The organism is Gemmatimonadota bacterium, assembly GCA_030747075.1.
Classification (GTDB): Bacteria; ARS69; ARS69; order ARS69; family ARS69; genus ARS69.
Map to the genome: position 1 here is coordinate 16,270 of JASLLL010000028.1, position 21,736 is coordinate 38,005.

Consider the following 21,736-nt stretch of genomic DNA (forward strand, 5'->3'; position numbering starts at 1 on the left):
GGCGGAGACTCCGGGAGCGCGGCGACTCTTCCATTGTACCGCATCGGGCGGGAGGGAAAGGGATGCGGTTCCCCCCGGCGGTCCGTTATGCTCATTCCATGCGAATCTGCCACCGCCACCGCCTTGCCCCCCTTCTGGCGCTCCTTCTGCCGGGTTGCCTCGCATCGCCGGAGCCTGCGGTGGTCGGCTGTGGCGTGAGTCCGGTGGTTCTCGATTTCGGCGAAACAGGGGTCGGCTTGCCGGTCGAGAGGTCGTTCACCATTGACAATCACGGGTCCTCCTCTTTCACGACCCGCGCCTCGTCCAGTTGCTCCTCTTTCGCCGTCACTTCGCCGTCTTATCGGTTGAGGCCCGGGGAGAGCATCGCCATCACCGTTCGATTCGCGCCACCGGCGGTCGGAGAGTACCAATGCGTTGTCCAGACGCTGTCCGGGTGCGTGGATGTGGTGTGCCGGGGGAGTGCGGTATCGCTTGCCGGGGACATGGTCCGGATCGACGCGGGCACCTTCACCATGGGAAGCCCGGTGACCGAGACCGGGCATCAGCTTGGCGAAAACCTCCACGAAGTCACCATCTCCGCGCCTTTCCTGATGGGCGTCCGCGAGATCACGCAGGCCCGCTACCGGATGCTCACGGGAGAAAGCCCGTCCGCATCCGTGATCGCCGGGGACGACGCTCCCGTAGAGATGGTGAGCTGGTACGACGCGGTTCGCTTCTGCAACGCGCTCTCCGTATCCGAGGGACTCCGGGCCGTCTATGCCATCGAAGGCATGGAGGTCAGCTGGGCGCGCGAGGGAAACGGCTACCGGCTCCCCACGGAGGCGGAATGGGAGTACGCCTGCCGTGGAGGGACTACGACGGAGCTTTCCACCGGCGCGCTGACGGCGCAGGGATGCGACCCGGACTCGCTTCTGGAGGAGTTGGGCTGGTACTGCGGAAACGCGGCCTCCACCACCCATGCCACCGGCGCAAAGGACGCGGGCGCGCACGGGCTCTTCGATATGCACGGGAATGTTGCCGAGTGGGTCTGGGACTACTATGCCGCGTTGTCCCTGGGGGCGGAAACGGACCCCTCCGGCCCGCCGACGGGGGGGACCCGCGTGATTCGCGGGGGCGGCTGGAACGATTTCGCGATCGGGTGCCGGTCGGCGGCGCGTCCCCAGTTCCACCCGGCGGGAATGGCGCAGTTCGTGGGGTTTCGGGTGGTGAGGAATGCGGTGGACTGAAGCGAAACACACCCGCAACAGGGTGAGTTCTTGCGCCCCCGCCCACTCTCGGTTCCTGCCGCGTGCCAAAATCCCGGCAAGGTTCCTCTTGACGGTCCCGTCCCGATCCCATAAGAGAATCATGCTCTTGTGCGGTTTCCTTGAGGTTTCGCGTTCCCGGTCTCACCCGTGGGCCGGACGGTAGTCCGCGCACGGACACGATCGCTTCCCCGGGTGGGGGAGCCGTCGCCTCCGGTCGAGTCGAGGATGAGCCTCATTCGTCCGGCGCAGGGGAAGATTCCCGTCGCCGTCGGGCCGTCCGTGGGGAAGTGTCCAGTGAGGGGGGGGGAGCATGGACTTTGAGGGACAGGGATTTCCAGCCTGCCAATCCTGTGATGGCGGAGTGTTGATTCCGCTGAGCGATTATGGCCGCGACGGAGCCCCGATCACCTACAAGGCCTGGGTCTGCATCAATCCTGAGTGCGGATTCCACCTTCGGATCGACAACGGGGAGATTTCCTGCGGGAATTCCGTGGGCCGGTCCCACAAGTAGCCGACTCTCGCGGACCGCTGACCGACTCGCCGTTCAAGCGGGTCGCTTTGTCACCCGACCATAGAGGAGGGGCCGTGTCGGCCCGACCGGAGGGGATGATGAGGGTCGTTACTGCGTCCGAGATGAGGGAGATCGACCGCCGGGCCATTGAGGAGCATGGAGTCGCCAGCCTGGATCTGATGGAGTGCGCCGGGACGGCCGCCGCCCAGGCCATCCGTGGTACAGGAGTGGGCGAGGGCACTCCCTTTGTGTTCCTGTGCGGCAAGGGAAACAACGGCGGCGACGGATTCGTGGCCGCGCGAGTCCTTCGAAAGGCGGGTCATCCGGTGATCTGCTGGATCATCGGCGAACGGGACGAACTGACCGCTGAGACGCTGCGAAATGTCGTCGGCGCCGAGGACTGCGGCGTCGTGGTGAAGCCGTACCGCCCGGGCGAATCGGAAGACGCGATCCGTGCAGACCTGGCCGCCTCCACGGCCCTCGTCGATGCGCTGCTCGGCACCGGATCGAAGGGGACGCTGCGGCCGCCCATTCGCGAACTGACTCGCCTGCTCAACGATTCGCGCCGCCCCGTCTTCGCCCTCGACATCCCGACCGGCGTGGACTCGGACACGGGTGCGACAGACGAGGATGCCGTGCGTGCCCTCGGGACGATCACCTTCGGGTATCCGAAACGCGGCATGTATGTCATGCCGGGCCGGGATCACTGCGGGGACATCACGGTGGTGGATCTCGGCTACCCGCCGGACAACTCCGGCAGCGTCACCGGCGTCCTCCTCTGGCAGGAAGTGGGAAGTTACTGCCCCCCGAGGGATGCGCGCGGGCACAAGGGTTCCTTTGGCCGGGTCGCCGTGGTTGCCGGCTCCCCCGGGATGACCGGGGCTGCCTGCCTGGCCTCCGAGGCGGCGCTCCGCTCGGGAGCGGGCGTGGTGAAGCTGCTCGTTCCGGAGAGCCTCGTGACGCTGTGTGCCACGAAGCTCACCGAGGTCATGGTCTTCGGCCTTCCGGAAGAACCGGGTGGCGTGCTGGGTGCGGCCGCCGTGGATGCCTGCGCCCCCTTCCTGGGCGAAGCCGATGCCGTCCTTCTCGGGCCGGGCCTGTCGATGGCGGACTCCGTGCGAGATTTCGTGCGGTCGGTTCTCCCGCGCATCGATCGGCCTCTCGTGCTTGACGCGGACGGACTGAACGCTCTGGAGGAAGACGACACCGGCGCGGCGAGCGGCCTTGCCGGAGGGCGGGCCATCATCACGCCCCATGTCGGCGAACTGGCACGGATCACCGGGCGAACGCCGGAGGAGCTTCTGGGGGATCCGGTAGCCTCGGCGCGATATGCCGCGGGGGATCTCCGGTGCGAGGTGATCTTCAAGGGGTCGCCGTCCATTGTGGCTTCCCCCGGCGGGTCGGCGGACCTCTGTTCACTCGGGACGGACGCGATGGCAACGGCCGGTTCCGGCGATGTTCTCGCGGGTCTTCTCACGGGGATTCTCGCGCAGGGCTACGAAGCCTCCGCCGCCGCCCGCGTGGGCGTCATGGTACACAGTCGCGCCGGAGACATTGCCGCCGGCGAACTCAGCCGCCGCGGTACGCTTGCGGGGGATATCCTCCGATGCGTGCCGTATGCCTGGCGGGACCTGGAAGCTCCCGCCGAGGAGGCTTCCCCCGATGAAACGGGGGAGGGAGCTGACGGGGAATGATCGTCTCCGAACTCGGAGAGGCGGGCCTGATTGAGCTCTTCCGAAACTGGACCGGCGGATCCGCCCGTCGGGTGATTCTGGGCCCGGGCGATGACGCCGCGATTCTCCGCGCGACGGGAGACCGGTCGCTGGTCGTCTCCACGGATGCGTTCCGGGAGGGCGTCCACTTCACCCGCGAGGTGTTCTCCTCCGACGAAATCGGACACAAGATGATGGTCGCCGCATTGTCTGATCTGGCGGCGATGGGTGCGGAGGGTTTCGCCGCTTTCGTCAATGTCCACATCCCGCCCGATACGCCGGTCGAGTTCCTGCGCGGGGTGTATCTCGGGATGGACCGGGTGGCCGACTCCTGCGGTGTGTCCATCGCCGGAGGAGACACCGTCCGCGCCCCGGAGGCCGCGTTCGGCATCACCGTGCTCGGTACGGTGGAGCCGGGCTGCGCGATTCGGCGTGACGGCGCCTGCGAGGGCGACCTCATCTGCGTCAGCGGGGAGCTGGGCAAATCGGAAGCCGGGCGCCTGCTTCTCACCGGCGCCGCGAAGGGACGATTCTCCGCCGCTTCCCGGTCCACGGCGGAATCCGCACACCGAAGCCCGTGGCCCCGCTTCGATGTCTCCCGAATGCTGGTCTCGCTGGAGCGAACGGTGGTGGATTCCGAAACCGGCCTCTCCGGGGTTCACGCTGTCCGCCCGAGCGCCATGATGGACTTGAGCGACGGACTCGGGATCGACCTCGGGCGTCTCTGTGAAGCCAGCCATGTCGGGTGCGAACTGGACGAGGACCGGGTGCCGGTCTGCGATGCCGCGCGTCGCATTGCCGCCCGTCGCGACAGTCGCGCGGTGGACTTTGCGCTCGGAGGCGGCGAGGACTTCGAACTCCTCTTCACACTGTCCCCCGAGGACAAGGCCGTCGTTTTCGAAACCGCGGCATCCGCAGGGCTTGCGCTGACCTGCGTCGGGAGGATCGGCCCGGTTCGCGACGGCCGCCTGCTGATTCGCCCGGACGGGTCGAGGGAATCGCTGCCGGAGTTCGGTTTCGACCACTTCCCGGCCTCCGGCTTTCGGCGGTGAGGCGCCCCGTCCGCCGAACGGACCTTTCGCCGTGGCGGGTCGTGCCGGTCGCGGCTACACTTCCCGTTCGCCCGGGGAGAATCGCATGACGCTCCGCACTTTCACGCTGTTCGCCATCGCCAGCGCGCTCGTCCTGTCGGCGTGCCTCGTGCCTCGCACCCTGGCGGCTCCCGTCATCGGACACGGCTTCACGGGAGAGTGGGCACTTGCGTGGTCGTGCGGCCGCGACGGAGCGCTCCGGAACGATTTCCGCGAAGTCGCCGGGGATGAAGCCGCCTTCCCGGTCACCTGGACCGTGATCGACCCGGCGGGGAAAGCTCCGCGCCTCCTGAAGTTCGGCAGGGATGGCCAGGTCGCCCGGGACATGGCTCTCCTCTCCGGAGAGGAGGCGATGGGTTCGGAAGACGGCAGCGTGTTCGTGGCGTGGCGACCGGATCCGTCGGAGTCGAGCTGGGATGCCTTCCGCTTCTTCCACAGTGAGAGTGACGAACCCGCGTGGGAAGCCTCCGCGCCGGGCCGCCCCATTCTCTTCTCCGCGGACGGCCGGACCTTTGTGATTGCCCGGACGCTGCACGGGAAGGACCGCTTCGCCCGGTCGGAGATCGACGGCGCGGGGAGTCTGCGCCTGGTGGGGGCCGATGGCGAAGTTCGCGGGGATCTGCCGTTCCACCCGACATTCAGCCGATTCACATCGGTGGGCAGCCAGCTGGTTCTTCTGCACGACAGGGAACTCCTTGTCCTCGACCGGTTCGGCGCGCTGGCCTGGAATCGGGAGGTTCCGCTCGATCATCTGGTCGTGCGCGGAGGGCTTTCGAATCTCTCAGTCGGGGGGGATCGGATTGCGGTCGGCGGGGGCGGGGACCAGCCCGCCGGCGAGGGGTTTTCCGAGTTTCTCCATCCGCCTCGTGCCTCCAGCCTCATGGTGTTTCGCAGCGACGGGGAACTCCTGTGGTCCCGGACCGACTCCGAAGAGCATGGCCCCCGATCGCATCTCTCCTGCGAACTGTCGGCGGATGGAACGGTCCTCGCGACCTTCCACACGAATCCACGCGAAGATGTCATTACGCTTCACGACGCCGCTGGCGGGGAAGTCCTCTGGGCGAAGACCATTCTCCGGCGACCCGGAACGAAGACGCTTTCGATTTCGCCGGACGGTGAGCTGATCGTTCTGGTGCGCGGGGATGTGAAGCCGCAGGTCTACGCCTGGAGCCGTGACGGAGCGCTGGAGTGGGACGGGATCCTGCCGTTCCAGACCCGGTTCGGCCGGATGGCCGGAACGGACCTTCTGCTGCTGGATCATCACATCGTGCGCCTGGTGACCGCCTCCGACCTACGGTAGCCCGGGCCGTACGAACACCACCTTTTCGCGAATCATCGAAGCCGTCCCGGGCGGGGCCTTTCGCGGCCTGCGCACATAGCGCTTCTCCGTATATGCGACCGGCACCACGCCCGCATTGCGCTGTTTGGAGTAGTGCGCGGCGATGGCCGCCGTGGCACGAATCGTCTCCCGCGAGGGTTCGCCCTTTCCCGACGCGTGCCGGAGCACCACATGGCTGCCCTCGGCGCCGCGTGCGTGGAACCACAGATCGCGCGGGGAGGCGTGCCGGTGGGTGAGTTCGTCATTCTGCCGGGCGGATCTCCCCACCCAGACTTCCCAGTCTCCGGGCAGGAGGTACACGCGGGGACGAAAGCCCGCGGGCAACCCGGCGGCCTTGCCGTCGCCCCCGGCCTGTGGAGAGGTTGCGGCAGGTGGAGGGTCGCGCAGGAACTCCTCGCCCGCCTTCGCGAGGAATGCGGCCCCGGGGTTGGCATCCAGCTCCGCAAGCACCGCATCCGCCTTCGCGATCGCCTCCTCCTGTGCGGCACGCTGCTCGTCCAGTTTCGTCCGCCCGCGTGCGAGCCGCTTCGCCTTTCGGAAGAGCGCGTCGACATTTTCCCGGGCGTCGAGTTTCGGATCCAGCGGGATGGAGACTTCGCCCGACCCGTCAAAGGCGGGCAGCCGGGCAACCTCCATTCCGCGGCGCACTTCGCCCGGCCGAGACGCCAGAAGTTCCGCCTGTGCGCGGATTTCCTCCGCGCGGTCGGCCTCCACGATCCGCTCGCCGACCTTCCGCAGCGTTCGGGCCGCGCGCTTTCGTCTCCGCGAAACGGCCCGCCGGATCTCTGTCGCGACCGACTCCCGGCTGCCGTCCGCTTCGGGTTCCCCCCATCGCCGGGCGGCTTCGGCCGATGGACTCCCGCCCTCCCACGGCGTGGCGTCCTCTTCGCCCGCTCCCGCCGCCGGTCCGGCCCCCGGGGGGGTATACGCGACCCCCGGCACGACTTGCCGGGACCGCTCCTTCCCGTCAAATGTCCGAACGCATCCGAGAACCCGGTTCCCGCTGCCGATCAGCACGAGGTTTGCGAATCGTGGAATCAGCTCCCCAACGAGTACCAGCTCCGGGTGGGTTTCGTCCTCCCGATCGAAGCGAAGGCGCACCACGCGCCCGCCGGGCTCTCGCTCCAGATCCCGCAGGACCGCGCCCTTGAGCGGCGCACCCATCGGGCCGGTCGTCTTGCGCAGCGGGGCGGGCACGGACCCGACTTCCGCGAGCCGCAGATGGTTCCAGTCCGGGTGCGCCGAGAGATACAGCCCGTCGCGCGGCCCGGAAAAGCGCAGAAAGAGGCCGTATCGGCCCCCGCGGTCGATCCGCGAGACCTCTTTTCCGGCGAAGGCGTGCCGGATTTCCTGGAGGATTGCCTCGATCAGGTCTGGATCCATGCGCGGCAGTATACGCACACCACGGCGTGGCGTCCGTGTCTTCCCGGCGGTTGCGTCGCTTGACCGGGCGAGGTTCGCTGCCGTATGCTCCCCCGTCCCCTGCCCACCTGTTTCCCGGAGGCCCCCGTGATCACCAGCATGACGGGATACGGATCAGGCGAAGCCAACCGGAACGGCACCTGCGTCCGGGTGGAGCTGCGCTCCGTGAATCATCGGAATCTGGACATTTCGATGCGCCTGCCCCGTGCGCTTGCCGGGCAGGAGTCGCTTCTCCGGGAGACGCTGTCCAGCAGGCTGTCTCGCGGCCGGATCTCCGTGACGGTGGATCTGGAGCGGAGCGCGGAGGCCACGCTCGTTCTTGACGAAGGCGTGCTGGATCAGGTTCGCGGCATCTTCGACCAGCTTCGGGAGCACTTCGGCGCCCGGGAGGCGGATACGGCCTCGCTCTTCCAGATTCCGGATCTTGTCCGGCGCGTCCCCGTGGAGGACGCTCCCGGCCTTGCCGAGGAAGCCCTCGCGGAGGCCGCGGATTCCGCGCTGAAGGAACTCATCGCGATGCGCACCGCCGAGGGCGAGGCGCTGGCCCGGGATCTTTCCTCACGCCTGCGTCGCGCTTCGGAGGTCACGGATGAAATCGCCTCCCGGGTTCGCGGTGCGCCGGTACGGCATCGCCAGAAGCTGGAGGAGCGCATTGCGGGACTCACTCCCGAAGGCATGGAGCCGGACCCGGTGCGCCTGGCCACGGAGGTGGCGCTCTTCGCCGAGAAATCGGATGTCACGGAGGAGATCGTTCGACTTCGCGCACATCTGGACGCGTTCGGGGAGTTCCTGAATCGAACGGAGCCGGTCGGTCGCCGGATGGACTTTCTGTTGCAGGAGATGAACCGCGAAGTGAACACCATCGGGTCAAAGGCTCCGGACGCCGCCGTGGCGCGCTGTGTCGTCGATCTGAAGGAAGAGGTGGAGCGGCTTCGCGAACAGGTGCAGAATATCGAATGAGCGATTCTCCCCGCGTTCCCGCGTTCCCGCTGGTTCTCTCCGGTCCCTCGGGGGCGGGGAAGACTTCCGTCGCGTCGTGGCTTCTGGCGAATGTGCCGGACATCGTGCTTTCGGTCTCCTGTACCACGCGGGCCCGGCGTGGGCAGGAGGTGGACGGAGAGGACTACTTCTACATCGACGAAACAGACTTTCTGGCGCGGCGGGACCGCGGCGAATTTGTGGAATGGGCGCTGGTCCACGGGAATCTCTACGGGACTTCCGCCGACTTTCTGGACCGTCGCGTTCGCAAGGGGCAGATTGTCCTTCTGGATGTGGATGTGCAGGGGGGGACGGCGATTCGTGCCGCTCGTCCGGATGCGGTTCTGGTGTTTCTGATGCCGCCCGGGCTGACCGCGCTGGAGGAGCGCCTTCGCGGAAGGCATACGGATGCCGAGGATGTGATCCTGCGCAGAATGACGGCGGCCCGCCTCGAAATGGAGTACGCTTCGGAGTATGATTACCTCATCGTGAACCATGATCTGGATGCCGCCCGCCAGGCGGTGAAAGCTGTTGTGGAGGCGGAACGGGCACGAACCCGCCGCCTTCTGGAGATGAACCCGGCCAACCGAGATCCGGTCCTCGTCCAGACCGGGACCGCGCCATCACAATCCGAACTCACGGAGAATCTGGAGAGACAATGACCGAGAACACGGAGAACATGGAGAAGTCAGAGGCGACTCAAACGCCCGCCGCCGTGGCTGCGCCGCCGGTCGCCGCTGAGACTGCCTCACCAGTAGATCCGGTTTCCAAGGCCCCGGAACCGGAAGAAGAAGAAGCGGGACTTCCGAAACCGCACGAGCGCACCACACGAGAAGCCCGGAAAATCGGGCTGGCCGTGGAGGGAATGCTCGAATCGAGCACGAACCCCTACGAGGTGGTGGTCACCGCCGCTCAGGAAGCTCGCCGCATCAACGCGAAGATCATCCATGCGCGGAGCCTGATCCAGCAGATGGCGGAAGAGGCAGCGGAATCGGTCCCGGAGGTTCCGTTCGTTCCCCGTCCCGTGGAGGATGAGGAACCGGAAACGAAGGTGACGACCGAGGCGCTGGAGCGTCTTGCGATCGACATGGTGTCGTACGAAGTCGACGGTGAGCGGCATGAAGGGCAGGGAGACCCCGAGGCCTTTCTGGCGGAAGACGACGAGGAGTCCGGGGAGGACTGAGCCTTGGCGAAGCCGCAGCAGAACCGGGTGAGCGGTGCGGCGAGAGTCCTTCTGGGAGTGACCGGGTCTGTGGCCGCTTTCAAGGCTCCGGATCTGGTGCGTGAGTTCCGCAACCGGGGCGCGGAGGTGGCGGTCGTCATGACCGAAGCCGCCACCGCGTTCGTCGGGCCGGTGACATTCCGAACGCTGACGGGGAATCCGGTCACGGTGGACTTGTTTGACCGGCGCGGGGAGACGGCCCTGCCCGCCTGGATGGCGGGGGAGTCCGCCACGCGCATGCCGATCCATCTTGCGCTGGCCGGGAGCGCGGATCTCGTGGTGGTCGCGCCCGCGACCGCCGCCACGCTCTCGAAGACGGCTCACGGGATCGCCGACAATCTTCTCACGACGGTTCTTCTCGCCACGAAGGCGCCCGTCCTCATGGCGCCCGCCATGAACTCGGCCATGTGGCTTGCGGATCCCACCCGAGCCAGCCTTCCCCTCCTCGAAGAGCGGGGCATGGTCGTCATGGAGCCAGGGACCGGGAAGATGGCCTGGGATGCGGAAGGCGAGGGTCCCGGCCGAATGCCGGAGCCGATGGAGGTGGCCTCCGCGGCATGGGCGCTTCTGGAGAAGTCGCGATCGCTGGCGGGCGTCAAGGTTGTGGTGACCGCCGGACGCACCGAGGAACCGGTGGATGCCGTTCGCGTGCTCTCCAACCGATCCTCGGGTCGAATGGGGGTGGCGCTCGCACGGGCCGCCATGCAACGCGGCGCGGAGGTGGTGCTCGTGGCCGGGGGGCTGTCCGTGCCGGAACCCGTGGGTCCGCGCATCATCCGAGCCACGACGGCGGCGACCATGCGGGATGCTGTCATGGCGGAATCCGCCGATGCGGGCGTTCTTCTTATGGCCGCAGCCGTCGCGGACTGGCGACCGGTCCGCCCCGCCACCGGGAAGGTGAAGAAGGCCACCGGGCCGCCGGAGATCGAACTGGAGCCGACCGACGACATTCTCACCCTGCTCCGCGATGCGGGCGGGGGAGGGCTTCGCGTCGGGTTTGCGCTGGAGACGGAAGATGCGCTGGCCGCCGGGCAGCGGAAACTTGTGGAGAAGAGGCTGGATCTCGTCGTTGTCAACGACGCCACCGAACCGGGAGCGGGGTTTGACACCGAGACGAACCATGTGGTTCTGCTGGCGCGTGACGCCCCCCCGGAGGATGTTCCGTTGGCATCCAAGCGCGTCGTTGCAGAGCGGATTCTCGATCGCGTGGCGGAGTTGCTTGACCCCGTACGCGTCCCGTTCTAGTCTGCGAAATCGGTTCGCCGGTCAGGCTCACCGCCTTCCCCCGTGTTTCTTCGCCGATCTCCGGAGCGCATATGACGGTTGGATCCCGGGTTGCAAATCGTCGGGAGCTTCTCGATCTCTCCTCCCGCCTGCGAAGTTATGCCGCGCTCCAGGGTGTCCTCCACGAAGGCGGCCCGGTCTCGGCGGCGGCGGTCGCTCCTTCGTCCGCGCCTCCCCCGACGCCTCGTCGTCCGCAGCCCGCGGCCCGCGTGATGGCGGCCCGTGCTGTCGCGGCACAGGCGAGTCCGGAACCCTCGCCCGCACCAAGCGGTCCGTCTCCGGCACAGTGCTCAACGCTGGCGGAACTTCACGACGCCTTCGCCTCCTGCGATGCGTGTGAACTCGCCGGGACGCGCACGCGTTTCGTCTTCGGGACCGGCAACCCGAATGCGGGCGTGTTGTTCGTCGGTGAGGCTCCGGGGCGGGACGAGGACCTGCAGGGAGAGCCTTTTGTCGGACGCGCCGGGCAACTCCTCGATCGCATTCTCGCGGCGGTCGGGTTCGACCGGAAGTCCATATACATTGCGAATATCCTAAAATGTCGCCCCCCGGGAAACCGGGATCCGCTTCCGCAGGAGATTTCCGCGTGCCGGTCCATTCTCAACCGTCAGGTGGAACTGATTCGCCCCGTGGTCATCTGTACGCTGGGGTCCTTCGCCGCCCGAACGCTCTTGAGCACATCGGACGGGATCTCACGCCTTCGCGGACGGATTCACGAGTACCGGGGCGTTCCCGTCATCCCGACCTACCACCCGGCTGCCCTTCTTCGGAACGAGCGTTGGAAGCGTCCCGTCTGGGAGGATGTCCAGGTGCTGCGTCGGGAGTATGATCAACGGTCGGCGCAGGCCGACCCCGACCCCAGCCGAGGTATGCCATGACCACTTCCCCACAGGATCCCCGCCCGGAGGCTGCGGCCCGCGTGCTCGCCCCGGATGAAGACTACGGCACCCAACCGGATGCGCCGGCCCCGAGAGCCCCTCGCGCGGAGCGGGCGGCGTCCGGCCGCGTGCCGCCCCAGTCGCTGGAGGCGGAGCGTTCGGTTCTCGCGTCCATGATGCTGGACCCCGAAGCCGTGAATACCGTCGTCCAGCTCCTGCGCCCGGAAGACTTCTACCGACCCGCGCACACCGCCATCTGCGGGGCGGTCATCTCGCTCTACGAAAAGGGAGAGGCCGTAGACACGCTGACGCTGTCGGAAGAACTCGCCCGGACCGGACAACTGGAGAAGGCGGGCGGGCGGGTTCATCTGGCGGAGCTGCTGGATTCCGTCTCCAGTGCGGCGAATGTGGAGTTCCATGCGCGGATCGTTCTGGAGAAGTCCATTCTTCGGCGTCTCATTCGCGCGTCCGGCAAGATCGCGGAAGACGCCTACACCGCGTCGGAGGATGTGAGCGCCATTCTGGATCGCTCGGAGAGGGAGATGTTCGCCATCTCGGAGTCGGGCATGAAGCAGGGCTTCGTGCGGCTCGGGGAGATCCTGCAAGACAGCTTCGAGGCCATTCAGGAACTGTACGATAACAAGCAGGTCGTCACCGGAGTCCCGGCCGGGTTCCAGGATCTGGACATGCTGACCAGCGGGTTCCAGAAGTCGGAGTTTGTGGTGATTGCGGCGCGTCCTTCCATGGGGAAGACCGCACTCACGCTGAACATCGCGCAGCACATGACGCTGGAAAAGAAACTCCCTGTCGCGTTTTTCAGTCTGGAAATGTCAAAGGAGTCTTTGGTGCAGCGGCTTCTTTCGGCGGAGGCGCGCGTCGACGGGCACCGTCTCCGGACGGGTTTTCTGCGGGAGAACGAGTGGCCCGCGCTGACCACCGCCGCCGGGCGTCTTGCGGAGGCGCCGCTGTTCATTGACGACTCCGCGGGAATCACCGCACTGGAAGTTCGCGCCAAGGCGCGCCGGCTGATGTCGGAGACGAACGGGCAACTGGCGGCGGTCGTGATCGACTACATGCAGTTGCTGCACGGCCATGGCCGGCAGGAGAACCGCCAGCAGGAGATCTCCACCATCTCGCGGTCGCTGAAGGCACTGGCGAAGGAGCTGCGCATTCCCGTGATCGCGCTGTCGCAGCTCAAACGGTCCACGGATGTTCGCGAAGGCGTTCGCCGCCCGATGCTGTCGGACTTGAGAGAGTCGGGAGCCATCGAGCAGGACGCGGATGTCGTGATCTTTATCCACCGGCCGGAAGTCTACAACCAGACGCCGGAGAATGAGGGCATCGCGGAGATCATCGTCGGGAAGCAGAGAAACGGTCCCATCGGTACGGTGACTCTTGCCTTCCGAAAGCAGTTCACCCGTTTCGAAAATCTCTCGAAGGGCCGGGAGTAGCTGGTGGGTCGGCAGGTGGGGGCCGTGATCGTCGCTGCGGGGCGCGGTGAGCGTATGGGCGGCGTGGACAAGATGCTGGCGCCGCTGGCCGGGGAACCGCTTCTCCTTCATTCGATTCGTGCTTTCCACGATTGTGAAGCGGTGGCGGAGGTCGTGGTCGTCACGCGCGAAGATCTGTTGGAGCCGGTGCGGCAGATGGTGGAGACGCCGGAGTTCCCGCGAGTCCGGCGTGTTGTCCCCGGGGGGAGAACGCGCGCGGAGTCTTCCCGCCATGGACTGGCGGCGCTCTCGGGTGAGATCGCGGTGGTCCTCGTTCACGACGGCGCACGCCCGCTCATCTCCGACGCACTGATTCACCGCGTGGCGGAAGCGGCGGAGGAGACAGGTGCGGTGCTCCCGGGGATTGCTCCCGTCTCCACGATCAAGCGTGCCGAAGGCGATGTCTGCGCGGCGACGCTGGATCGCGCCTCGCTGCGCGAAGCCCAGACGCCGCAGGGGTTTCGCAGAGAAGTGCTGGCGCGTGCGATGGCGGCGGACGCGCGGGACGGATCGAACCCGACCGACGAAGCCTCGTCGGTGGAGCGGAGCGGCACGCCGGTGGCGCTGGTGGAGGGGGAACGCCGCAATCTGAAAGTGACCGTCCCCGAGGATCTGGCGATCGCGGAGACCATCCTGGCCGGGGGGCGGCCCGTTCGTGCGCTCAGGGTCGGCGTGGGTGTGGACACGCATCGTCTGGAGCCGGGGTGTCCGCTGGTGCTCGGCGGCGTGACCATCCCCTTCGACCGGGGGCTCGCGGGGCATTCGGATGCGGATGTGCTCTCGCACGCGGTCTGCGACGCGCTGCTCGGTGCGGCGGCGGCCGGAGACATCGGCGACCACTTCCCTGACGACGATCCACGCTGGAAGGGCGTGTCCGGGGCGGATCTTCTGCGGCGAACGGTGGCGATCCTCCGCGAATCCGGATACGGTCCCGCCCATGTCGACGCGACGGTATCGGCGGAGAAACCCAGACTCGCCCCTCACCGCGCGGAGATGGTCGCGAATATCGCGGACGCGCTGGGCCTCTCGCCGGACCGGGTCTCCGTGCAGTTCACGACCACCGAAGGCCTGGGGTTTGTCGGACGCGGAGAGGGCATGTCCGCGACGGCGGTGGCCCTTCTGGAGGAATCCCTGTTTGGGGTGGAGGCGGAATGAACGAGAACCCGGGAGTGACCGTCCGGGGAGCCCGGCTTTCGGATGAGGACGGACTCCTTGCGCTGGCCGAGAAGGAGATGGTCTCGCAGGAAGCGCTCGACGCCCGGTTTGCGGTTCGCGCGGATGCACGGAGCCACTATGCGCTCTACCTGCGCCGCCAGATGCGCGGTCCGGACTCTTCGGTCTTCGTGGCGTGCCGGACGAACGGAGGCAAGGAGGAGGTCGCGGGGTTGATGGTCGCGGGAATCCGAAGACAGGAGTCTATCTTCGAACTTCGGCGGTACGGCTACATCTCCGATCTCATTGTCGCGGAGGAACTGCGAGGCCGGGGTGTCGGACGCGCGCTCTATGACAAGGCCGGAAGCTGGATTGCCGGACACGGGGTTCCGGTTCTTCGAATGCATGTGGCCTCTCGAAGCGAATCCGCCCGGGGCTTCTGGAGAGCCATGGGGGCAACGCCGTTTCTGGAAGAGTGCTGGATAGACCTGGCGCCTTCGGACGAGGCCCGTCCCGGAGGGAGCGGAATGGCGTCGCCGACCGGGGGGAAGTGACCATGCGCGTCCGATTCGCACCCAGTCCCACGGGGACGCTTCATGTCGGCGGCGCGCGCACCGCGCTGTACAACTGGGCTCTCGCGCGGGCATCGGGCGGGACGCTGATTCTCCGTGTGGAGGATACCGACGAGGAGCGTTCCACTCCCGAGAGCGAAGAGTCCGTGCTGGCGGATCTCCGCTGGCTTGGTATCGGCTGGGATGAAGGGCCGGATGTCGGCGGCGCCCACGCTCCGTATCGACAGTCGGAGCGGGTCGGGCTTCATCGGGAGGCGGTGGAGGAGTTGCTCGCCTCGGGCGCGGCTTACCGGTGCTGGGCGACCGACGCGGATCTGGACGCCGCGCGGGAGAAGGTGCGGGCGGCGGGTGGATCCTACCGGCACGACCGGACGCGGCATGACATCTCGCCCGACGAAGAGGAGCGGCGGCTTGCGGCGGGAGAACACCCCGCGGTGCGGCTGGCGGTTCCCGGGGGTGACTCTGTCCTGAAGGATCGCATTCGAGGAGAGGTGCGCTTCCCGGAGGGGATGGTCGGTGACTTCATCCTCTTGCGCTCTTCGGGAGTCCCGACCTACAACCTTGCGTGTGCGCTGGATGACGCCGCCATGGGGATCACGCTCGTGGTGCGTGGCGAGGAACACCTGTCGAACACCGTCAAGCAGCGCCTGGTGCTGGAAGCACTCGGGCGGGAGGTTCCGGAGTACGCGCACCTTCCGCTGATTCTCGACACCGACCGGTCCAAGCTGTCAAAGCGGTCCGGGGGCGCGACGGTTCGCGAACTCAGGGAGCGCGGGTTTCTTGCGGAAGCGGTCGTCAATGTGCTGGCACTCCAGGGATGGCATCCGGAAGGCGACGAAGACCGGTTCTCCCCGCGGGAGTTTGTGGAGTCGTTCGATCTCTCCAAAGTGCGGAAGGCGGCGGGCATCTACGATATGGAACGGATGCGTGCGCTGAACGGGAACTGGCTTCGGGAAACCCCGCCGGAGGATCTGGCGGATCGCCTGGCGCCGTTTCTGGCGGCACGCGGACTGGATCCGGCGCTGGCCGCTCGTGCCGCGGCGTGCTTCGCTTCAGGAGCGCATGATCTGGCGGAGGTCGCGGAAATCGCCTCGGGATTCTCGGCCTCCCCGGAAGTGGCGCCGCTTCCGGACGGGCTGGACGAAGAAGAGGCCGCGCGGGCGCTGGATGCGGTGCGGACCGGACTGGGTTCTGTGGAGGCGGAACCTCCGGCGGGGTTTCTGCGGCCGCTCATCCGCGAAGCGGGACGCGAGGCGGGCGTGAAGGGGCGGGCACTCTTCCTTCCGGTGCGACTGGCACTGACGGGCGCGGAACACGGCCCGGACCTTCCGCACATCGGCGACTGGCTGGGCCCCGCGCAGTGCGAGGACCGAATCGGGCGCGCGCTGGCCGCGTGGCGCGGTGCGGAGGAGTCCGCGTGAAGCGAACCGTGGGCGTGATGATGGGCGGAGACTCCCGGGAACGCGAAGTGTCCCGCGCTTCCGGAGTCGCGGTGGCGCGTGCGCTCAGCGCCCGGGGGCATCGTGTGACGCTTCTGGATACGGAGCATGGCGTCGTTCCCGTGCCGTCGGGCGGCGGTCCGGGACCGGGGCCGACTCCCCCCCGCGCCTCGGACGCGGTCGGTTCCGCGCCGGACCGTCTCATTCGGTGGGTGGAACTTCTCCGCGACGCGGAGGTGGTCTTTCCCGCGCTTCACGGAGGCTGGGGAGAGGACGGGACCATCCAGGCGGTGCTGGAACTGGCGGGGATCCCCTGCGCGGGGAGCGGTGTGGCGGCCAGCGCGCTGGCGATGGACAAGGAACGCTCCAAACGCATTTTCCGCGATGCGGGCATCCCGACCCCGCCCGGCGGAGCGTTGACGGTGCACCCGGGGACTCCCCCGGATGCGGAGGAACTCGCCCGGGCGGCGGCGGCGGCCGGTTCGCCGGATCTCGTCGTCAAGCCGGCGCGGGAGGGTTCGACCGTGGGGCTGACTCTCGTGAAGGACGGGCAGGGGCTTGCGGACGCCGTGACGCGGGCCGGGCTCTGCGGGGATCGTGTTCTGGTGGAACGCTTCATTCCGGGAAGGGAACTGACGGTCGGGGTCCTGGAGGGGCGGGCACTTCCCGTGGTGGAGATTGTCCCAGAGGGAGGGCTCTACACCTACGAGGCCAAGTACACGGGCGGGAAAAGCGAGTACCTGGCACCCGCGCCGCTGGGTTCGGATGAGGCCGGGAAGCTCGCCCAGGCGGGGGAGCGTGCGTTTGCGGCCCTCGGTTGCGAAGGCTTCGGCCGCGCGGACTTCCGGCTCTCCCCGGACGGCGGAATCTGGTGTCTGGAGGTGAACACGCTTCCCGGGATGACCGGGCTGTCGCTTGTGCCGATGGCCGCGGCCGCGGACGGCATTTCCTTCGAAGAGCTGGTGGAGAGGATCGTGGAAGACGCAATCCGCCGTGCGGGGCAAACCCCGTCGGCGACGACGGGGGGCGGTGTGTGAACGCATTCGTGGAGTTGTTCGGGGGCGTACGCCCCGTGATCGGGATGGTTCACCTGGCGGCCCTTCCCGGGAGCCCTTCCGGCGGGGACCTGACCCCGGTGCTTGCGGCCGCGCTGACTGACGCGGAAGCACTTGCCGCGGGCGGGGTCGACGGAATGATCGTGGAGAACTTCGGAGATGTCCCCTTCACCGGGGGGCGGGTGCCGCCCGCGACCGTGGCGTCGATGGCGGTTGTCTGCCGGGAGATCCGGCGCGCCCACAATGTGCCGCTGGGCGTGAATGTGTTGCGAAATGATGCGGCGGCTGCGCTGTCGGTGGCCGCGGTCACGGGCGCGGACTTCATTCGCGTGAATGTCCATGTCGGTGCGGTGGTGGCGGATCAGGGCGTCATCGAAGGGCGCGCGCGGGAGACGCTTGCGCTGCGTGAGTCGCTTGCTCCCCCGGTGCTGATCTTCGCGGATGTCGCCGTGAAGCACTCGCGCCCGCTGGGGATGCCGGGCCCGGGGCACATCGCCAACGAAGCCCGCGACGCATTCCACCGCGGCCGGGCGGATGCGCTCATCGTGTCAGGAGAGGCGACAGGCTCCGCAGCGGATGCGTCGAGCGTGGCCGCCCTTCGCGAAGCCGTGCCGGATGCGCCCATTCTTCTGGGGTCCGGGGTGACCGCGGAGAATCTGGAGGAGTACTGGTCGGTCGCCGACGGGGTGATTGTGGGCTCCTCACTGGAAAAGGGAGGCGTGGGCGGGGCACCGGTGGAAGAGGCCCGCGTCCGGGCGTTCATGGAGGAAGCGGCGCGGCTTCGGCGCGAGTCCGGGGCTTCGCCGGGAGGGGGCGCGTAATGGGGCTCTCGATCTTCGACACGATGCGACGCCGGAAGATCCCCTTCGAGCCGGTCGTTCCCGGGAAGGTCGGGATGTACTTCTGCGGGATGACCGTGCAGGGGGTGCCCCATGTCGGGCATATGCGGGCGTATACCGTCGCGGATGCCATGCGGCGGGTCCTCCGTGCCCGAGGGTACGAGGTGACGCTGGTTCAGAACTTCACCGACATCGACGACAAGATCATTGCGAAGGCTGCCGAGGAGGGCGTGCCCTGGCAGGAGTTGGCGGAGCGGAATATCGACGCGTACTTCTCCGCGGCGGACTGGCTCGGGATCGAACGGGCGGATGTGTACCCGAAGGCCACCGAGCACATGGGCGCCATTCTCACCCTGATCGGGGATCTCGTGGAGAAAGGGCATGCGTATGCCGCGGGCGGGGATGTCTACTTCTCCGTGGAAACGGCGACGGATTACGGAAAGCTCTCCGGGAAGCGCGTGGAGGATCTTCGGGCGGGCGTCCGCGTGGAGGTGGAGGAGGCCAAGCGGCATCCTGTCGACTTTGCGCTGTGGAAGGGCGCGAAGCCGGGCGAACCTTCCTGGGACAGCCCCTGGGGGGCGGGGCGTCCGGGCTGGCACATCGAGTGCTCCGCGATGGCCATGGCGTATCTCGGCGAGACTCTCGACATCCACGGGGGCGGGCGGGATCTCATCTTCCCGCATCACGAGAATGAACTCACCCAGTCGGAGGCTTCCACCGGCGTCTCCTTCTGTCGGCACTGGACCGAGAACGGAATGGTGATGCTGGGCGGAGAGAAGATGTCCAAGTCGACGGGCGTCTTCTTCGCAGTGGAAGATGTGCGGAAGGAAGTGGACCCGCGCGTGCTGCGTCTCTTTCTTCTGGGGACGCATTACCGGAGCCCGCTCGACTACTCCAGAGAGCGGCTCGACGAGGCGGCCACCGCCATGGAGAGGATCACGAACTTCCTCGCGACGGCCGCGCACGCCGCCGCCGGGAGCGACGCCGGGCAGGAACCCGGCGAGGCGGACGCCGCATTCCGCGAGGAGACGGAACGCTGCGTCCGCCAGTTTCACGAAGCGCTCGACGACGATTTCAACACGGCTGGCGCGCTCGGGAAGCTCTTCGAACTCGCACGCGCCGGGAATGCCTACGCCGCGTCCGGTTCTCCCGGCGGTGCGGGGCTCCTTCGGGAGGCGCACACCCAAGTGGCGGGGATGCTGGATCTTCTCGGCTTCCCGGCTGCAAAGGACGAGACCGGGGAGATCCCGCCGGAAGTGCAGGCACTGGTGGATCGCCGGGAAACGGCCCGCACGGAGCGGGATTGGGCGGCGGCGGACTCCCTCCGCGACGAGATCCTCGCCTGCGGCTTCGTCGTGGAGGATCGGCCCGACGGTCCGCTGATCAAACGCGCGTAGCCCGCGCTTCGGGGCGCCTGTCCGCACTCCCCGCGGCGAACCGGGGCGCAGGCGGGCCGATCGGGCGGCCCCCCGCACTCGACACACCCCCAATCAGGTGAGCTGGTCTCTTCCCGGGGCGTTTTCCGTTTCTTGACTTGAGGAAGCCCGTCGCGTATCTTCCGCATCCGCTTGTCGGGCGGGGTGGGTTGTCTTGTAGGAGACAGGAAGAACAGGGGGTCTGGTGGTGTCAGGGGGAAGATCTTCCGCTTGACACTTGACGAAGCCCTCTTCTAATGTGCTCGGTTCACGCCGTGCGACCTGCTGGCGTAGCTCAATTGGCAGAGCACCTCACTTGTAATGAGGCGGTTGTGGGTTCAAGTCCCTCCGCCAGCTGAGTGTCCGGTGGGGGCCTGAGTTGGTTTCGTATGCCGGAATCTCAAGGGGGTAGTGGCGCATCGCGCGATCGGGGTGTGGCGAGGTTCCCGAGCGGTCAAAGGGGGCAGACTGTAAATCTGTTGGCTGAAGCCTTCGGAGGTTCGAATCCTCCCCTCGCCACCAGTTTCGGGTTCGCGGGAATAGCTCAGTTGGCTAGAGCATCAGCCTTCCAAGCTGAGGGTCGCGGGTTCGAATCCCGTTTCCCGCTCCATCGAACCGGGCCGGGCGAGGGTGAGCGTTCGGGCCGGAGGCGCACAGGCGGTGCGTCGGAGGGCATTCGAGGCCACGTAGCTCAGTTGGTAGAGCAATTGCATGGTAAGCAATAGGTCAACGGTTCAAGCCCGTTCGTGGCCTCCATGCGTAGCCGGGCGGTTGTCGGCCCGGAGGAGAAGCACGCCCCCGATGCGGGGAGCGTGTTGGAAATCAGGAGCCTCTCCCGTCAGCCTTGCGGGAAGGGGACGAACAATCTCCCTGCCACCCGGCGGGAAGGGGTAAGAGAGCATGGCGAAGGAGAAGTTCGAGCGCACCAAGCCCCATGTGAATGTGGGGACGATTGGTCATGTGGATCACGGGAAGACGACGCTGACATCAGCGATGACGCTGGTTCTTTCGGCCAAGGGTCTTGCGGACTTCATGGACTTCGACTCGATCGACAAGGCTCCTGAAGAGCGCGAGCGCGGCATTACGATTGCGACGGCGCATGTGGAGTATGAGTCGAACGATCGTCATTACGCTCATGTGGACTGTCCCGGTCACGCGGACTATGTGAAGAACATGATTACGGGAGCGGCGCAGATGGACGGCGCCATTCTCGTGGTATCCGCAGCGGATGGTCCGATGCCCCAGACTCGGGAGCACATTCTTCTGGCCCGGCAGGTGGGAGTTCCGTACATCGTGGTTTTTCTGAACAAGGTGGACCAGGTGGATGATCCGGAGCTTTTGGATCTTGTGGAGCTTGAGGTTCGGGAACTTCTTTCGAAGTACGATTTTCCCGGAGATGACATTCCCGTGATTCGGGGTTCGGCTCTTCAGGCCGGCGAGAATCCGGAGGATGATGAGAAGTCGGGCTGCGTGATGGAACTTCTCGGCGCGCTGGACAGCTACATTCCGGTTCCTGAGCGAGATACGGACAAGCCTTTCCTGATGCCTGTGGAGGATGTGTTTTCGATTACGGGTCGCGGGACGGTGGGTACGGGTCGTATTGAGCGTGGCGTGGTGAATGTCGGCGACAAGGTGGAGCGCGTGGGCATTCGCGAGACGCGCGAGACGGTGGTGACGGGCGTTGAGATGTTCCGGAAGCTTCTGGATCGTGGGGAAGCCGGGGACAATGTGGGTCTTCTTCTTCGCGGTATGGAGAAGGAGGAGTTGGAGCGCGGGATGGTTCTCTCGGCTTCGGGTTCTGTGAAACCCCACACGAAGTTCACTTGCGAGGTTTACATTTTGACGAAGGATGAGGGGGGGCGTCACACGCCTTTCTTCAGCAACTATCGTCCGCAGTTTTATTTTCGCACCACGGATGTGACGGGGAGCATTGTTCTTCCTGAGGGTGTGGAGATGGTGATGCCGGGCGACAATGTGACGATGGAGGTTGATCTGGTCCAGCCGATCGCGATGGAGAAGGAACTTCGGTTCGCCATTCGCGAGGGCGGTCGGACGGTCGGTGCCGGTGTCGTCACGGATATTACGGAGTA

General features: G+C 66.7%; 19 protein-coding genes and 4 tRNA genes. 22 read left to right on the forward strand and 1 reads right to left on the reverse strand.

The window, feature by feature from the left end:
* Positions 1-62: 62 nt before the first annotated feature.
* The 5 genes from QF819_08925 (at position 63) to QF819_08945 (ending at position 5,861) form a co-directional block, all read left to right on the forward strand.
* Positions 63-1,226: an SUMF1/EgtB/PvdO family nonheme iron enzyme gene (locus QF819_08925; GenBank protein MDP6803281.1), complete on the forward strand. Its 1,164-nt coding sequence runs from the start codon at positions 63-65 to the stop codon at positions 1,224-1,226.
* Positions 1,227-1,611: 385 nt separating this feature from the next.
* The gene (locus tag QF819_08930; protein ID MDP6803282.1) at positions 1,612-1,758 is read left to right on the forward strand and encodes a hypothetical protein; all 147 of its coding nucleotides are present in this window, start codon (positions 1,612-1,614) and stop codon (positions 1,756-1,758) included.
* A 74-nt stretch (positions 1,759-1,832) separates the two neighbouring features.
* Entirely contained in the window at positions 1,833-3,452 is a 1,620-nt protein-coding gene (locus QF819_08935) for an NAD(P)H-hydrate dehydratase (GenBank protein ID MDP6803283.1), read from the forward strand.
* Positions 3,449-4,522, forward strand: a complete 1,074-nt coding sequence (gene thiL / locus QF819_08940; GenBank protein ID MDP6803284.1) for a thiamine-phosphate kinase — start codon at positions 3,449-3,451, stop codon at positions 4,520-4,522. The genes QF819_08935 and thiL overlap by 4 nt, the downstream gene beginning before the upstream one ends.
* 85 nt (positions 4,523-4,607) lie before the next feature.
* Complete coding sequence (locus QF819_08945) at positions 4,608-5,861, forward strand: PQQ-binding-like beta-propeller repeat protein (GenBank protein ID MDP6803285.1); 1,254 nt, start codon at positions 4,608-4,610, stop codon at positions 5,859-5,861.
* Here QF819_08945 and QF819_08950 read toward each other — a convergent pair.
* Complete coding sequence (locus QF819_08950) at positions 5,853-7,301, reverse strand: NFACT RNA binding domain-containing protein (GenBank protein MDP6803286.1); 1,449 nt, start codon at positions 7,299-7,301, stop codon at positions 5,853-5,855. The genes QF819_08945 and QF819_08950 overlap by 9 nt on opposite strands.
* Positions 7,302-7,409: 108 nt before the next feature.
* Between QF819_08950 and QF819_08955 the strand changes: the two genes are divergently transcribed.
* The 17 genes from QF819_08955 to tuf form a co-directional block, all read left to right on the forward strand.
* On the forward strand, positions 7,410-8,282 hold the full coding sequence (locus tag QF819_08955) for a YicC/YloC family endoribonuclease (protein MDP6803287.1): 873 nt from the start codon (positions 7,410-7,412) through the stop codon (positions 8,280-8,282).
* Positions 8,279-8,962: a guanylate kinase gene (gmk, locus tag QF819_08960; GenBank protein MDP6803288.1), complete on the forward strand. Its 684-nt coding sequence runs from the start codon at positions 8,279-8,281 to the stop codon at positions 8,960-8,962. The genes QF819_08955 and gmk overlap by 4 nt, the downstream gene beginning before the upstream one ends.
* Complete coding sequence (locus QF819_08965) at positions 8,959-9,483, forward strand: hypothetical protein (GenBank protein ID MDP6803289.1); 525 nt, start codon at positions 8,959-8,961, stop codon at positions 9,481-9,483. The genes gmk and QF819_08965 overlap by 4 nt, the downstream gene beginning before the upstream one ends.
* 3 nt (positions 9,484-9,486) lie before the next feature.
* Positions 9,487-10,767 (forward strand): bifunctional phosphopantothenoylcysteine decarboxylase/phosphopantothenate--cysteine ligase CoaBC, encoded by a 1,281-nt coding sequence (coaBC, locus tag QF819_08970; protein MDP6803290.1) that lies wholly within the window; start codon positions 9,487-9,489, stop codon positions 10,765-10,767.
* Positions 10,768-10,838: 71 nt separating this feature from the next.
* Positions 10,839-11,684 carry a uracil-DNA glycosylase gene (locus QF819_08975; GenBank protein MDP6803291.1) on the forward strand — a complete coding sequence of 282 codons (846 nt, stop codon included), beginning with the start codon at positions 10,839-10,841 and terminating at the stop codon, positions 11,682-11,684.
* Positions 11,681-13,135: a replicative DNA helicase gene (gene dnaB, locus QF819_08980; GenBank protein MDP6803292.1), complete on the forward strand. Its 1,455-nt coding sequence runs from the start codon at positions 11,681-11,683 to the stop codon at positions 13,133-13,135. Before QF819_08975 ends, dnaB begins: the two co-directional genes overlap by 4 nt.
* A gap of 3 nt (positions 13,136-13,138) precedes the next feature.
* On the forward strand, positions 13,139-14,329 hold the full coding sequence (ispD, locus tag QF819_08985) for a 2-C-methyl-D-erythritol 4-phosphate cytidylyltransferase (GenBank protein MDP6803293.1): 1,191 nt from the start codon (positions 13,139-13,141) through the stop codon (positions 14,327-14,329).
* Entirely contained in the window at positions 14,326-14,880 is a 555-nt protein-coding gene (locus QF819_08990; GenBank protein MDP6803294.1) for a GNAT family N-acetyltransferase, read from the forward strand. Before ispD ends, QF819_08990 begins: the two co-directional genes overlap by 4 nt.
* Before the next feature lie 2 nt (positions 14,881-14,882).
* The gene (gene gltX / locus QF819_08995) at positions 14,883-16,319 is read left to right on the forward strand and encodes a glutamate--tRNA ligase (protein ID MDP6803295.1); all 1,437 of its coding nucleotides are present in this window, start codon (positions 14,883-14,885) and stop codon (positions 16,317-16,319) included.
* A complete protein-coding gene (locus tag QF819_09000) occupies positions 16,316-17,374 on the forward strand; it encodes a D-alanine--D-alanine ligase (protein ID MDP6803296.1) in 1,059 nt (352 codons plus the stop codon). The genes gltX and QF819_09000 overlap by 4 nt, the downstream gene beginning before the upstream one ends.
* A complete protein-coding gene (locus QF819_09005; GenBank protein MDP6803297.1) occupies positions 17,371-18,213 on the forward strand; it encodes a BtpA/SgcQ family protein in 843 nt (280 codons plus the stop codon). The genes QF819_09000 and QF819_09005 overlap by 4 nt, the downstream gene beginning before the upstream one ends.
* Entirely contained in the window at positions 18,213-19,628 is a 1,416-nt protein-coding gene (gene cysS, locus QF819_09010; protein MDP6803298.1) for a cysteine--tRNA ligase, read from the forward strand. Before QF819_09005 ends, cysS begins: the two co-directional genes overlap by 1 nt.
* A gap of 302 nt (positions 19,629-19,930) precedes the next feature.
* A tRNA-Thr gene (locus QF819_09015) sits at positions 19,931-20,003 on the forward strand.
* Positions 20,004-20,082: 79 nt separating this feature from the next.
* Positions 20,083-20,168 (forward strand) — tRNA-Tyr (locus QF819_09020).
* 11 nt (positions 20,169-20,179) lie between these two features.
* Positions 20,180-20,256, forward strand: a tRNA-Gly gene (locus tag QF819_09025).
* 70 nt (positions 20,257-20,326) lie between these two features.
* Positions 20,327-20,402 (forward strand) — tRNA-Thr (locus tag QF819_09030).
* Between the two features lie 144 nt (positions 20,403-20,546).
* Positions 20,547-21,736: elongation factor Tu (gene tuf, locus QF819_09035; protein ID MDP6803299.1), on the forward strand; the 1,190-nt coding region annotated here is incomplete at its 3' end.